The organism is Streptomyces sp. NPDC005266, from assembly GCF_040607655.1.
In the GTDB taxonomy this organism is placed as follows: domain Bacteria; phylum Actinomycetota; class Actinomycetes; order Streptomycetales; family Streptomycetaceae; genus Streptomyces.
Genome location: NZ_JBEXHC010000001.1, coordinates 125,426 through 139,167 on the forward strand (window position 1 = coordinate 125,426; position 13,742 = coordinate 139,167).

The 13,742-nt window shown below is 70.7% G+C and carries 11 protein-coding genes; 8 read left to right on the forward strand and 3 right to left on the reverse strand.

What is annotated here, in order from left to right:
* Positions 1 to 153 precede the first annotated feature (153 nt).
* Positions 154 to 594, forward strand: a complete 441-nt coding sequence (locus ABZU99_RS00540; RefSeq protein WP_356044419.1) for an ATP-binding protein — start codon at positions 154 to 156, stop codon at positions 592 to 594.
* Positions 595 to 741: 147 nt separating this feature from the next.
* The gene (locus ABZU99_RS00545) at positions 742 to 1,392 is read left to right on the forward strand and encodes a class I SAM-dependent methyltransferase (protein ID WP_356044416.1); all 651 of its coding nucleotides are present in this window, start codon (positions 742 to 744) and stop codon (positions 1,390 to 1,392) included.
* Between the two features lie 15 nt (positions 1,393 to 1,407).
* On the opposite strand, the gene ABZU99_RS00550 is transcribed toward ABZU99_RS00545, so the two are convergent.
* Entirely contained in the window at positions 1,408 to 2,385 is a 978-nt protein-coding gene (locus ABZU99_RS00550) for a purine nucleoside permease (protein ID WP_356044413.1), read from the reverse strand.
* A gap of 131 nt (positions 2,386 to 2,516) precedes the next feature.
* Here ABZU99_RS00550 and ABZU99_RS00555 point away from each other — a divergent pair, with 131 nt between their 5' ends.
* Complete coding sequence (locus ABZU99_RS00555; protein ID WP_356044410.1) at positions 2,517 to 3,491, forward strand: SDR family NAD(P)-dependent oxidoreductase; 975 nt, start codon at positions 2,517 to 2,519, stop codon at positions 3,489 to 3,491.
* A gap of 30 nt (positions 3,492 to 3,521) precedes the next feature.
* Here ABZU99_RS00555 and ABZU99_RS00560 read toward each other — a convergent pair whose 3' ends face one another.
* Entirely contained in the window at positions 3,522 to 4,295 is a 774-nt protein-coding gene (locus tag ABZU99_RS00560; RefSeq protein ID WP_356044408.1) for a methyltransferase domain-containing protein, read from the reverse strand.
* Positions 4,296 to 4,570: 275 nt separating this feature from the next.
* On the opposite strand from ABZU99_RS00560, the gene ABZU99_RS00565 reads away from it, so the two are divergent.
* From ABZU99_RS00565 to ABZU99_RS00575, 3 genes are all read left to right on the forward strand, one after another.
* Positions 4,571 to 6,667 (forward strand): bifunctional polysaccharide deacetylase/glycosyltransferase family 2 protein, encoded by a 2,097-nt coding sequence (locus tag ABZU99_RS00565; protein WP_356044405.1) that lies wholly within the window; start codon positions 4,571 to 4,573, stop codon positions 6,665 to 6,667.
* Between the two features lie 108 nt (positions 6,668 to 6,775).
* Positions 6,776 to 8,146 carry an LCP family protein gene (locus ABZU99_RS00570; RefSeq protein ID WP_356044402.1) on the forward strand — a complete coding sequence of 457 codons (1,371 nt, stop codon included), beginning with the start codon at positions 6,776 to 6,778 and terminating at the stop codon, positions 8,144 to 8,146.
* Between the two features lie 106 nt (positions 8,147 to 8,252).
* On the forward strand, positions 8,253 to 9,116 hold the full coding sequence (locus ABZU99_RS00575) for a carbohydrate ABC transporter permease (RefSeq protein WP_356044399.1): 864 nt from the start codon (positions 8,253 to 8,255) through the stop codon (positions 9,114 to 9,116).
* 126 nt (positions 9,117 to 9,242) lie between these two features.
* Here the strand turns inward: ABZU99_RS00575 and ABZU99_RS00580 are convergent, their stop codons facing one another.
* Entirely contained in the window at positions 9,243 to 10,268 is a 1,026-nt protein-coding gene (locus tag ABZU99_RS00580; RefSeq protein WP_355951201.1) for an ATP-dependent 6-phosphofructokinase, read from the reverse strand.
* 210 nt (positions 10,269 to 10,478) lie between these two features.
* Here ABZU99_RS00580 and pta point away from each other — a divergent pair, with 210 nt between their 5' ends.
* A complete protein-coding gene (gene pta, locus ABZU99_RS00585) occupies positions 10,479 to 12,578 on the forward strand; it encodes a phosphate acetyltransferase (RefSeq protein ID WP_356044396.1) in 2,100 nt (699 codons plus the stop codon).
* Positions 12,575 to 13,720 (forward strand): acetate kinase, encoded by a 1,146-nt coding sequence (locus tag ABZU99_RS00590; RefSeq protein WP_355951195.1) that lies wholly within the window; start codon positions 12,575 to 12,577, stop codon positions 13,718 to 13,720. Before pta ends, ABZU99_RS00590 begins: the two co-directional genes overlap by 4 nt.
* Positions 13,721 to 13,742 lie beyond the last annotated feature (22 nt).

Consider the following 13,742-nt stretch of genomic DNA (forward strand, 5'->3'; position numbering starts at 1 on the left):
CCTCATGGGGCCGCCGCCGCAAACCAGATCGAGGGAATTCCTCCAAGAGGAACTTGTAATGATCTCCATGCCGGGGCTACGGTCCGTGATGAACCGCTCGCACAGGGACGTCAGTTGGCGGCTCCGCTCCGCCCTGCCCACTGGAGGTACGCGATGGCTTTCGCGCCCCAAGACCCCCGGATCCCCGACCACAACGACCCCGTCGTCCAAGAGGGCCGCGTCGACTACGTCCCGACTCCGATAAGCGTGACCCGAGCCCGCCACTACGCCGCGCGCATGGTCGCCGAGTGGGGGCATCCGGCCCTCGCCGAAGACGCCGCACTCATCGTGTCCGAGCTGGGCACCAACGCCGTACGGCATGGCCAGGTCCCCGGACGCCTCTTCCGTGTCCAGCTCACCCTCACCAAGGCCCGCCTGCGCATCGCCGTCACCGATCCCAGGGGCGAACGCCTCCCCCGCCCACGCCGCCCGTCCCCCGCCGACAAGAACGGCCGCGGCCTGCTCATCGTCCGCGCCCTGGCCGCCCGATGGGGCGTCCGCACCCGGATCGTCGGCAAGGAAATCTGGGCTGAGCTGGACGTGGCCGAGCCCTGACCCACTCGCCCCGAAAAAACGCGGTACGCGGTCTAAGCGGTTACGGCGAAGTCAAGTGCTGATCCTTCTCGGCGTCCAAGCCCTCGACCAGGCCGAACGGCGAGGGATCAGCGGCGAACTTCACCGCATCCGCTTAGGGTTACCGGCATGACCGAGCCCTCCTACCTGACCGCCGTCCGGGAGTCGTACGACACCGTCGCCGCCGACTACGCCCAACAGGTCAAGTCCCCGGCCGAGCTGGATCCGCTGACCCGCGCGATGCTGGCCGCGTTCGCCGAGCTCGTGCGGGGCGACGGTCTCGGGCCGGTGGCGGACATCGGATGCGGACCCGGAAAGGTGACGGCGTACCTGGACACTCTGGGGGTGTCCGCACGCGGCATCGATCTGTCGCCGAAGATGATCGAGCTGGCCCGCCAGGCCCACCCCGGTCTGCGGTTCACGGTGGGCTCGATGACCGCGCTGGACCTCCGGGACGGTGAGCTGGGGGGTGTCCTGGCCTTCTACTCCACCCATCACACGCCACCGGAGCAGCTTCCGGGGGTGTTCGCCGAGTTCCACCGCACGCTCGCGCCCGGCGGCCGTCTGCTGCTGGGGGGTGCCGTCGGTGATGAGCGTCTGCGGCCCGCGCGGGCGTATGGCCATCCGGTCTCGTACGAGTCGTACCGTCTGCCACCGCACCGGCTGGCCGGGCTCCTGGCCGAGGCCGGGTTCGTCGTCACCGCACGGCTGGAGCAGGAGCCCGTGGGGCTGAAGAGGCAACACTTCTGCCTCCTGGCGCACAAGCCCGTCCAACCGTAACTCCCAGCACAGGGCTCACCCGCCGTGCTCCGTCAGATGGTGGGCCACCGTGGAGCCGACCCGGTAGGCGTTCTCGACGGAGATCCGGAAGCCGGGAAAGGCCGACAGTGCCTCCTTGGCGCTCTGTCCTGGATACGGCTGGTCGAAGTCGCTGGCGGTGCGCAGGTCGAGGTAGTGGTCCAGGTGGCCGTGGCGGGCGAGGACGGCGGCGGTGGCGTTGTCCTCCATCTGGGTTGTGCAGTAGTCGCCTCGGCCCTCCGTCCACTGGTCGGTGATGTACCGCGCCCGCTCGGACTGGTCGCGGCCGGTCCAGAAGTTGTCTCCGGTCACCGTGTCGCAGATGTCGACGTACGGGGTCCTGCCGGCCTGCCCCCGGTAGTGGCGGCGGTTCTCGGCGGCCTGGTCGCTGTCGGCCAGCTTGATGTCCTTGGTCAGGCGATAGGCGGTGTCGACCAGACGGTCGTCGAGGCGGAAGACGTTGGTGCCGGTCGTGTCGCCCTTGAGGTAGCCGTGCGGGACGGTGGGGTCGGTGGCGGCTGAGACATGGTGGCCGAGGTCGTAGTCGACGACCCAGCGGGCCCAGGCCGCGAAGCCCAGGGTGCCGTGGTCCGGGGGCGTGCCGCCGATGCCGGAGGTGAGGAAGTACGCCCGGCTCAGGTCCAGCCGGTGGCTGTCCAGGATGGCCGTCATGCTCGCGGCGGCGTTGACCTTGCCCATGCCGGTGGTGGTGACGCACAGTCCGTCCTCCGAGCAGTGCAGGGGGCCGGAGGCCCCGGGCGCCTCGATGGTGCGGGGCAGGGACTCCCGTTCCAGCCAGGGCTTGGTCTCCCCGGGGAACATGGTGATGACGAGGGCGCGGACCGTGAATCTGCCCTTGGCGTCGTCGCCGGAGGCGTACGAGAGCGGGCCAAGGCCCACTACGGCCGCGACGAGGACGAGAACGGCCGCCAGGACGACGGCCGTTCGGGGTGTGGGACGAGTGACGGTGGTCATGGATCACCACCGTAGAAGCCGATTGTTGCGGGCATATCAATACGGGCCATGGCGGGCGCACCGGAGTGAACCCGCCCGCGGCATGGCCCGTGCGGTGACCTTGAGCGCGCTTCAAGCCATAGCTTCGCCGCATGACAACACCCCAGCACCGGATCGGCTCGGGCTTCGGCGCCCGGAGCACCACGGAGGAGGTTCTGCGCGGGATCGACCTCACGGATACGTTCGCGGTCGTGACCGGCGGCTACTCGGGCCTCGGACTGGAGACGACACGGGCGCTCGCCCGCGCCGGGGCGACGGTCATGGTCCCCGCGCGGCGGCGGGCGACCGCCGAGGAGGCCCTCGCCGGCATCGAGGGCGTGGAGGTCGACGAAATGGACCTCGTCGACCTCGACAGCATCCGCGCCTTCGCCGACCGCCTCCTCGCCTCCGGCCGTCCCATCGATCTGGTGATCAACAACGCCGGGATCATGGCCTGCCCGGAGACCCGGGTCGGGCCCGGCTGGGAGGCCCAGTTCGCCGTCAACCACCTCGGCCACTACGCCCTCGTCAACCGGCTGTGGCCCGCGATCGCCCAGGGTGGCGAGCGGGGCGGGGGACGCGTGGTCTCGGTGTCCTCCAACGGCCATCAGCTCTCGGACATCCACTGGGAGGACCCGCAGTTCGCCCGGGGATACGACAAGTGGCGGGCATACGGCCAGGCCAAGACGGCCAACGCCCTGTTCGCCGTCGGGCTCGACGCCCTCGGCCGCGACGCCGGCGTCCGCGCCTTCTCGGTCCATCCCGGCACCATCGCCACCCAGCTGGCCCGCCATGTGCCCAAGGAGGAGATGGTCGCCGCCGGGTGGATAAACGAGAACGGCACCTGGGCGGCCTCCTTCAAAACCCCCGAACAGGGCGCGGCGACCCAGGTGTGGGCGGCGACGTCTCCCCAGCTGGCGGGCGCGGGCGGCGTCTACTGCGAGGACTGCGACATCGCCGAGCCGGCTGGCGAGGGGGAGCTCATCGCGGGCGTCCGTACGTATGCGACGGACCCGGGGACGGCGGAGCGGCTGTGGCGCCTGTCGGCCGACCTCACCGGCGTGAACGCCTTCGCGACGGCGGGCTGAGCCAGGCGGGCCGGGTGGTCGGCTGGTCGGCTACACGTCCGCCACCACGATGTGCAGCGTCACCGAGGCGAGGAACGGCCCATGGGCGAGGTGATCCAGCCACCTGCGTGCCTGATCACTCGTCAGGTATCCCGCGCGGACGGCCCGGCGGGTGGTGCGCTCCAGGCCGAGGATCTTGTCCGCCGCGCGGACGTCGCGGAAGATCTGGGTGACCGGGACGACCTCCGGGACGCCGAAGCCGGCCCGGGCGGCGAGCCGGGCCAGTTGGCGGCCGATGGCGGCGTTGCGCACCACCCGCTCGACGATATGGCGGGTGTAGGCGCGTGAGACTTCCAGGTCCGGGTGGTCGATGGCCAGGGTGTCCCAGTCCGGCTCGCCCATGACCAGCCGCCCGCCGGGCCGCAGCACGCGATGGATCTCGGCGAGGGCCCCCGACGGGTCCTCAACGTGTTGCAGCACCCGGTCCGTACGGGCACGGTCGGCGGTGGCGTCGTCCAGCGGCAGGGAGTGGACATCGCCGCGCCGCACCTCGACCCGGGGGTGGGCGGCGGTGCGGCGCGCGGCCCGCTCGACCATCTCCTGATCGTGATCGACACCGACCACCGACCCGGTGTGGCCGACCGCCTCGGCCAGGGCGAGCAGGTCGGTGCCGGGGCCGCAGCCCACGTCGAGGGCGGTGTGGCCGGGGCGGAGGTCGAAGACCTCCGCCATCCGCTGCTTGTATCCGCGCCCGGCGTCGGTCGCGGTCAGCCGGTCGAGGTAGTCGATGGGCGTGGGCCTGGTCGTCTCGAACCCGGAGGTCATACGCGCCAGTCAAGCAGAGCCCGCCCGGAGTACCGCTTGTTATCGGACAGGGCCGGACAGGGAAGGGACGGCAACGAAAGGCAAGGAAAGGGAAGACCGGGAAGGGGCGTTACACCCGCCTCGCCGCGTGAGCGCCGCGCGCGGCCGGGTCGCGCTCGCGAACCCTACGTGATGCGGCGGCCCGGAGGGGGCCAGTGGCGGATTCTTATCCGTAACCGCAAGGTCCCGCAAGCTCCCCCCGGCAAGGTGATCTCTGTTCACTACGTTGAGACCCAATGAGCCACGAGTACCGAGGAGGCCGGCACAAGCGGTCCCGTGACCCACGAGCGCACTGGCTGCTGCTTGCCCTCGTCCTGCCCGTCATGTTCGCCTTGCTGATGTTCCAGGGCTGGACCAATCACGAGGTCGACGCCGCGAAGACACGGCGCCCCTGCACCAGCCCCGTGCCCAGGGCCGTGGCGGGCGGCGGCCCGGTGGTGCAGATCAACGGCGAACGGGTGACGTCCGTGAGCATGCCTGCCGGAACGGTCGCGCTCACCTACGACGGCGGGCCCGACCCCGTGTGGACACCGCGCCTGCTCGACCTGCTGCACAAGCGGAAAGCACACGCGACCTTCTTCCTCTACGGCTCCCAGGCGGCGCGGTATCCGGACCTGGTACGGCGGATCCGCGACGAGGGCCATGAGATCGGCTCCAACACCTACACCGGCGCCGACCTGGGCAGCGCGTCCTCCGGCCGCGCCGGCCTGGAGTTGTCCCTCACCGAGTCGGCGCTGGCCGGCACCGTGGACAAGGAGCCGAGGCTGCTGCGGATGCCGCTGACCACCGATGTGAGCACGCTGTGCGGCGACGAGTGGGAGGCGGCGCGGCGGGGCGCCGCGCAGGGCTACGCGCTGGTCGCCGCCGACACCTCGGCCAAGAAGCCTTCGCAGGGAGTGGTCCGGCAGTTCAGCCAGACCGAGAGCGCGTACCAACAGACGGAAAAGCTGCTGAACAACCCGCGGGTCAAGAGGTTCACCACCGTGACGGGCGGACTCGGCGTGCCCCCGGTCGACATCTCGGCCTCCCCGTTCGAACACTGGCAGGGCGTGGGCCTGATCTGGGTCGCGGCCATCGGCCGCGCCTTTGTGACCACCATGACGTGGGTGCTGGGGATCGCGGGCGCGCTGGGGGTGCTGCGGCTGCTGATGCTCACCCTCTTCGCCCGCACCCATGTCCGGCGTCTCACCCGCTTCCGCCCCGGCGCTCCGTGGCTCCGGGAGGTGAACGACCCAGTGACGGTGCTCATCCCGGCGTACAACGAAGAGGCGGGCATCGAGGCCACCATCCGTTCGCTGCTCGCCTCCACCCACCAGCACCTCCAGATCATCGTGATCGACGACGGGTCGACGGACCGCACGGCCGACATCGCCGCCCGGACCGGCGACCCGCGGGTGCTGGTGATCCGCCAGCCCAACGCCGGCAAGGCAGCCGCCCTCAACACCGGGCTTGCGCATACCGGGCACGACATCGTGGTCATGGTCGACGCCGACACCGTCTTCGAACCCGACGCCATCCACCAGCTCATCCAGCCGCTCGCCCACCCGGCCATCGGCGCGGTCAGCGGCAACACCAAGGTCGGCAACCGGCGCGGTCTGCTCGGCAGATGGCAGCATCTGGAGTACGTCTTCGGGTTCAACCTCGACCGCCGGATGTTCGAGGTGCTGGAGTGCATGCCGACCGTTCCCGGCGCCATCGGCGCCTTCCGGCGGGACGCGCTGATGGGCGTCGGCGGGGTCAGCGAGGACACCCTCGCCGAGGACACCGACCTCACCATGGCCCTGTGGCGGGCCGGCTGGCGAGTGGTCTACGAGGAGACCGCCGTCGCCTGGACCGAGGTCCCCACCTCCCTGCGCCAGCTCTGGCGACAGCGGTACCGCTGGGGCTACGGCACGCTCCAGGCCATGTGGAAACATCGCCGCGCCGTGGTCTCACTGGGCTCGGTGGGCCGGTTCGGTCGCCGCGGGCTGAGCTATCTCCTGCTCTTCCAGGTCGTGCTGCCGCTGCTCGCGCCCGTGGTGGACCTCTTCTTCCTGTACGGGGCGCTCTTCCAGGACCCCCTGCAGTCGGCCGGGGTGTGGTTCGCCTTCCTCGCCGTCCAGGTGGTCTGCGCCGGATACGCGCTGCGGCTGGACGGCGAGCGGATGCGGTCGCTGTGGTCGATGCCCTTCCAGCTCTTCGTCTACCGGCAGCTGATGTATCTGGTGGTCATCCAGTCCGTGGTCGCCCTGCTGCTCGGCGCCCGGCTGACGTGGCACCGCATGAAGCGCTCCGGGACGGCCGCCCAGGAGCTGGGCCGGGCACCCGCGCACCGGAGCCTGACATCCAAATGACCTATGACCTACGGCCGATGACCACACCGGCGTTCAAGGCCGTACGGAAGTTGTTCTTCCTCTATGAACGTCCGGCGGGCAGGCTCGCGCGACTGGAGACTGCCAACCATGACTGAGCGGTTGAACGGGTGGGTGGACGGGAACCGGCACGGCGGCGGAGTGCGGCCGACAGGCGTCATCACCGGGCAGGAGGGGCAGCGGTCGGCGCACGCCGGGCCGCGGCAGGCGGAGTCGGCGTCGGCGCGGGCCTGGGAGATCTCCACGGCGGAGACGCAGAGCATGCCCGCGGCCGAGGCCCAGAGCATGCCCACGACGGGGGCCCAGAGCATGCCCACGACGGGGGCCCAGGGCATGCCCACGGGGACCCGGAGCACCCCCATCCGGCCGGCCCCCTACCGGACGAGCGAGGAGACCCACGCCCCCGAGCCCCCTCCCCCGCCCGCCCCCACCGTCAGGCGACGGGCCCCCAAGGAGCGCCTCAGCCGGCGCCGCCGGGTCACCCGTGCGGCGATCGTCCTGGTCTCCGCGCTGCTGATCGCCTCTGGGGGCACCTACGTCTGGGCCGACACCGAGCTCAACCGCCAGGTCGACCTCTCCACGGTCCCGGACCGCCCGCCGCCCGGCAAGGGCACCAACTACCTCATCGTGGGCTCCGACAGCCGTGCCGGCCTCTCCGACCAGGCCAGGAAGAACCTTCGCACCGGCTCGGCCGAGGGCAGCCGCACCGACTCGATGATGGTGCTGCACACCGGCGCGAACGGCACCACGATGATGAGCCTCCCGCGCGACTCCTGGGTGACCATCCCCTCGTTCGTCCGCCCCCAGACCGGCCGGCTCTACCCCGCGGAGCAGAACAAGCTGAACGCTGCCTACGCGATGGGCGGCCCCGACCTGCTGGTCGCGACCATCGAGCGCAACACCGGGCTGCACATCGACCACTACGCCGAGATCGGCTTCGCCGGCTTCGTGAACATCGTGGACTCGGTCGGTGGCGTGCGGATGTGCGTGGCGCGGGATGTCAGGGACGACAAGTCCGGCCTTGACCTGAAGAAGGGCTGCCACACCCTCGACGGCGCGAAGGCCCTCGCCTTCGTCCGCCAGCGCCACCAGGAGGCCAAGGGCGACCTGGGACGTACCCGGAACCAGCAGAAGTTCCTGGCCGCCCTCGCGAACAAGGCGGCCACCCCGGGCGTCCTGGCCAACCCGTTCGCGGCCTTCCCGACCATGAACGCGGGCCTGGACACGCTCACCGTGGACAAGGACATGGGCCTGCGAAACCTCATGTCCCTGTTCCAGGCGATGAAAGGCGTCACCTCGGGCGACGGCAAGCGGCTCAACGTCCCGGTGTCCGATCTCGGCTTCGCGACCTCGAAGGGCAGCGCCGTGAAGTGGGACATGACGGCGGCGAAGCGGCTCTTCGGCCAGCTGAGGAACGATCAGCCGGTGGGCGTCACCTCGACCGTCTCCGGCCGCCCGTAGCCCCCTTGGGTCCTGGGCGGTGCACCGCTCTTCCGCCACGGTGGGGCAACCGGTTTCATGGACGGGACGCTGATCGACTGCGCTCGCCGCGCGAGGAGGTCCCAGGTTGTCCGCACTCTCCCGTGATCCCTGGCCCCGTCCCCCCTGGTCCTCCCGCGTCCGCCGCCGGCTGGCCGCCGACACCGCGCTGCTGGCGGTCGCGGCGGCGTTTCTCCTTCCGCTGGCGTGGCTGCTGCTGGCCGGCGTCGACAGCGAGGCGACCTTGCGGGTCTCGGCGCCCGGCTCCCCCACGCTCGACAACTTCTCGGCGGTGTGGACGGACGAGATCACCTTCACGCCCATGCTGAACAGCCTGCTGCTGTGCGGCGGCGCGACCGTGCTGACGGTCGCGTGCGCGGCGCTGGCCGCCTATCCGCTCTCCCGCTTCCGCTCCCGTCTGGTGCGCCCCTATCTGCTGACGGTGCTGTTCACCACCTGTCTGCCGATCACCGCGATCATGGTCCCGGTCTACGGCCTCTTCGTGCAGGTGGACCTGATCGACACCATGTCGGGCACGGCCCTCTTCCTGGCCGCGTCCCAACTCCCCTTCGCCATCTGGCTGATGAAGAACTTCATGGACGGGGTGCCGGTGATCCTGGAGGAGGCGGCGTGGACGGACGGCGCGTCATGGCTGCAGAGCCTCACGCGCGTGATCCTGCCGCTGATGGGGCCGGGGATCACGGTGGTGATGATCTACAGCTTCATCATGATGTGGGGCAACTTCTTCGTCCCCTTCATGCTGCTGCTCTCCCCCGAGCAACTTCCGGCGTCCGTCTCGATCTTCACCTTCTTCGGCAACTACGGCCAAGTGGTCTACGGCCAGCTGGCCGCCTTCTCGATCCTCTACTCCACGCCGGTGGTCCTGCTCTATGTGCTGATCTCCCGCCGTCTGGGCGGCGGCTTCGCGCTGGGCGGCGCCGTCAAGGCATGACGGGCCGCCGATGGCCGCACCCGGTCCCATAACCGACGCATCCCGCCCGTTGCTCCCTCATCCCCTCTTGTCCCCCTCGATCCCGTGTCCCCCGAGATCAGGGCCGGGACAGTATCAAGAGCCGGTTCAGAAGACGGATTCGGCCTCGTCCATGCGGTTCGCGGGGACGGTCTTGAGCTCGGAGACGGCATCGGCGATCGGCACCATCGTGATGTCCGTGCCGCGCAGCGCGGTCATCATGCCGAAGTCGCCGCGGTGCGCGGCCTCGACGGCGTGCCAGCCGAAGCGGGTGGCCAGCACGCGGTCGTACGCGGTGGGGGTGCCGCCGCGCTGCACATGGCCGAGGATGACCGGACGGGCCTCCTTGCCCAGGCGCCGCTCCAGCTCGGCCGCGAGCCGGTTGCCGATCCCGGCGAAACGCTCATGGCCGTACTGGTCGATCTCGCCCTTCTGGTACTCCATGGAGCCCTCGGCGGGATGCGCGCCCTCGGCGACGCAGATGACCGCGAACTTCTTGCCGCGGGCGAAGCGCTCCTCGATCATCTTCACCAGCCCGTCGACCTCGAAGGGCCGCTCCGGCAGGCAGATGCCGTGGGCGCCGCCCGCCATGCCGGACTCCAGCGCGATCCAGCCCGCGTGGCGCCCCATGACCTCGACGACCATGACCCGCTGATGCGACTCGGCGGTGGTCTTGAGCCGGTCCATGGCCTCGGTGGCGACGCCGACGGCGGTGTCGAAGCCGAACGTGCGGTCGGTGGAGGAGATGTCGTTGTCGATCGTCTTCGGCACGCCGACGATCGGCAGGCCCACGTCCGAGAGCATGCGGGCCGCGGTGAGGGTGCCCTCGCCGCCGATCGGGATCAGCACGTCTATGCCGTAGTCGCGGGCGTGGTCCCTGGAGGTCTCGCACGCCTCGCGCAGCCGGGCGCGCTCCAGCCGGGAGGAGCCGAGGATGGTGCCGCCGCGGGCGAGGATGCCGCTGACGGCGTCGAGGTCGAGCTTGCGGTGACGGCCGTCGAGCAGGCCCTTGAAGCCGTCCTCGAACCCGATGACCTCGTCACCGTGGCCGGCCACGGCGCGGTGGACAACCGACCGGATCACAGCGTTCAGGCCGGGGCAGTCGCCGCCTGCGGTGAGAACTCCGATGCGCATCGTGCTGTGTCTCCTGCTCCCTACGGGTAGATCTGAGCCAGTCCGATTGTTTCATGGGCGGGGTGGTGCTGTATCCCTCATGCTGACGAGCGCGCTAACCAGGCCCACGAGTATTGTCAAGGGGACTGGGCCCTCCGATATGGCTGAATTGTGCCCGAAGGGCGCACACCGGGAAAACGCCGAGGAACGGCAAAGAAACGGAGAGCACGCGTGACGCGCAGCGTGTACGTGACCGGGATCGAACGCGGCGATGGACGTCAGGTCGTCGAGCTGGGGGTCATGGAGCTCCTGACCCGCCACGTCGACCGGGTCGGCGTCTTCCGCCCCCTCGTGCACGACGGCCCCGACCGCCTCTTCGATCTTCTGCGGGCCCGCTACCGGCTGAGCCAGCCCCCGGCGTCCGTCTTCGGCATGACCTACGAGGAGGCAGCCGCGCTCCAGGCCGAGCGGGGCGCCGACGAGCTGGTCTCGCACCTGGTCGGCCGCTTCCACGAGGTGGCCCGCGACTACGAGTACGTCCTGGTGCTGGGCAGTGACTACGCCGCCACCAGCCTCCCCGACGAGCTGGGGCTGAACGCACGGCTGGCCAATGAGTTCGGCGCCTCGGTGATCACGGTGGTCGGCGGCCAGAACCAGACCGCGGAGTCGGCCGTCGCCGAGGCGCACAACGCCTACCGGGCCTATGAGGCGCAGGGCTGCGACGTCGTCGCCGTCGTCGTCAACCGGGGCGCCCCCGGGGACCGCGGGGCCATCGCCGAGCGACTGGCCGCCCGACTGCCCGTGCCCTCCTACGCGCTCCCCGAGGACGCCGCGCTCTCCGCGCCGACCGTCTCGCAGATCGTCCGCACGCTCGGCGCCGAGGTGCTGCTCGGAGATCACTCCGGACTCTCCCGGGACGTACGGGACTTCGTCTTCGGCGGCGCGATGCTGCCGAGCTTCCTGCCCGCGCTGACCGAGGGCTGCCTGGTGGTGACGCCCGGTGACCGGGCGGACCTGATCGTCGGGGCCCTCGCCGCGCACAGCGCGGGCGCCCCGGCGATCGCCGGTGTGCTGCTCACCCTGGACGAGCGGCCGGGCCCCGACATCCTGGCGCTCGCCTCGCGGCTGGCCCCGGGCACCCCGGTGGCGTCGGTGGCGGGCGGCTCCTTCCCGACCGCGGCCGAGCTGTTCGCGATCGAGGGCAAGCTCACCGCGGACTCGCCGCGCAAGGCCGAGACCGCGCTCGGCCTCTTCGAGCGCCATGTGGACACCGCCGCGCTGACCGGCCGCATCTCGCTGGCCCGCTCCGGCCGGGTCACGCCGATGATGTTCGAGCACGACCTGATCGAGCGGTCGCGGGCGGACCGCCGCCGGGTCGTCCTCCCCGAGGGCACCGAGGAGCGGGTGCTGCGCGCCGCCGACGTCCTGCTGCGCCGCGATGTGTGCGACCTCACACTGCTGGGCGAGGAGGACGCGATCCGCAAGCGCGCCGCCGAGCTCGGCATCCAGCTCGCGGACGCCGATGTCGTCGATCCGCAGACCTCCCCGCTGCGGGAACGGTTCGCCGAGCAGTACGCGCGGCTCCGCGCCCACAAGGGCGTCTCCTACGAGCTGGCCTACGACGTGGTGGCCGACGTCTCGTACTTCGGCACCCTGATGGTGCAGGAGGGTCTGGCCGACGGCATGGTCTCGGGCGCCGTGCACTCCACCGCGGCGACCATCCGGCCCGCCTTCGAGATCATCAAGACCGCGCCGGGCGCCGAGATCGTCTCGTCCGTCTTCTTCATGTGCCTGGCCGACCGGGTGCTGGTGTACGGCGACTGCGCGGTCAACCCGGATCCGGACGCCGAGCAGCTCGCGGACATCGCCATCCAGTCGGCGACGACCGCCGCCCAGTTCGGCGTGGAGCCGCGGATCGCGATGCTGTCGTACTCCACCGGCACCTCCGGCTCGGGCGCGGACGTGGACAAGGTCCGCAAGGCGACCGAGCTGGTCCGCGAGCGCCGCCCGGATCTGCTGGTCGAGGGCCCGATCCAGTACGACGCGGCGGTGGACACGGCGGTGGCGGCGACCAAGCTGCCGGACTCCGAGGTGGCGGGCCGGGCCACCGTGCTGATCTTCCCGGACCTGAACACCGGCAACAACACCTACAAGGCCGTCCAGCGCTCGGCGGGCGCCGTGGCGGTGGGCCCGGTGCTCCAGGGCCTGCGCAAGCCGGTGAACGACCTGTCCCGCGGGGCACTCGTCCAGGACATCGTCAACACCGTTTCGATCACCGCCATCCAGGCGCAGTCCCCGACGTCCCCGACACAGAAGGCGCAGACCGCGTGAACGGCTCCCGAGTCCTCGTCCTGAACTCCGGCTCCTCGTCCGTCAAGTACCAGCTGCTGGACATGGCCGACCGCACCCGGCTGGCCTCCGGCATCGTGGAGCGCATCGGGGAGGGCCCCGTCGCCGACCACGCGGCGGCCCTCAAGCAGGTCTCCGAGGACCTGAGGGGGCAGGGCCTCGGCCTCGACTCGCCCCAGCTGGCGGCGGTCGGGCACCGGGTGGTGCACGGCGGCACTCGGTTCACGAAGCCGACCCTGATCACCGATGAGGTGGTCGAGGAGATCGAGAAGCTGAGCCCGCTGGCCCCGCTGCACAACCCGGCCAACGTCACCGGGATCAGGGTGGCCCGCGCGCTGCGCCCGGATCTGCCGCAGGTCGCGGTCTTCGACACCGCCTTCCACGCGACGATCCCGGAGGCCGCGGCGCGTTATGCGATCGACGTGGAGACCGCCGACCGGTGCGGGGTGCGGCGCTACGGCTTCCACGGCACCTCGCAGGCGTATGTCTCCCGGGCCACGGCCGCGCTGCTGGGGAGGGACGTCTCGAAGGTCAACACGATCGTGCTGCACCTGGGCAACGGGGCCAGTGCCTCGGCCGTGCGCGGCGGGGAGTGCGTGGAGACCTCGATGGGGCTGACCCCGTTGGAGGGCCTGGTCATGGGTACCCGGTCGGGAGACATCGACCCGGCGGCGATCTTTCATCTGTCCCGGGTGGGCGGGATGTCGACCGATGAGATCGACACCCTGCTCAACAAGCGCAGCGGGCTGCTGGGGTTGTGCGGGGACAACGACATGCGCGAGATCGGCCGCCGGATGGGCGAGGGCGACCCGGCCGCCCAGCTGGCCTTTGACATCTACATTCACCGACTGCGCAAGTATGTGGGCGCGTACATCGCGGTACTCGGACGGGTGGACGCCATCGCCTTCACCGCCGGGGTGGGGGAGAACTCCGCGGCGGTGCGGGAGGCGGCGATGCGCGGCCTCACCGCGTTCGGCATCGAGGTGGACTCGGTGCGCAACGCGCTGCGCGGCACCACGCCGCGGCTGATCTCCGCCGGGAGCAGCCGGGTCGCGGTGGCCGTGGTGCCCACGGACGAGGAGCTGGAGATCGCCACCCAGGCGTTCGACCTGGTCAGCGCCTAGTCTCGGCTCTGCTCCCTTTGAT

Excerpts from the sequence above, each read along its gene's own strand:
- ABZU99_RS00540 (WP_356044419.1), top strand. The coding sequence starts at position 154 with ATGGCTTTCGCGCCCCAAGACCCCCGGATCCCCGACCACAACGACCCC.
- ABZU99_RS00545 (WP_356044416.1), top strand. The coding sequence starts at position 742 with ATGACCGAGCCCTCCTACCTGACCGCCGTCCGGGAGTCGTACGACACC.
- ABZU99_RS00550 (WP_356044413.1), bottom strand. The coding sequence starts at position 2,385 with ATGACCACCGTCACTCGTCCCACACCCCGAACGGCCGTCGTCCTGGCG.
- ABZU99_RS00555 (WP_356044410.1), top strand. The coding sequence starts at position 2,517 with ATGACAACACCCCAGCACCGGATCGGCTCGGGCTTCGGCGCCCGGAGC.
- ABZU99_RS00560 (WP_356044408.1), bottom strand. The coding sequence starts at position 4,295 with ATGACCTCCGGGTTCGAGACGACCAGGCCCACGCCCATCGACTACCTC.
- ABZU99_RS00565 (WP_356044405.1), top strand. The coding sequence starts at position 4,571 with ATGAGCCACGAGTACCGAGGAGGCCGGCACAAGCGGTCCCGTGACCCA.
- ABZU99_RS00570 (WP_356044402.1), top strand. The coding sequence starts at position 6,776 with ATGACTGAGCGGTTGAACGGGTGGGTGGACGGGAACCGGCACGGCGGC.
- ABZU99_RS00580 (WP_355951201.1), bottom strand. The coding sequence starts at position 10,268 with ATGCGCATCGGAGTTCTCACCGCAGGCGGCGACTGCCCCGGCCTGAAC.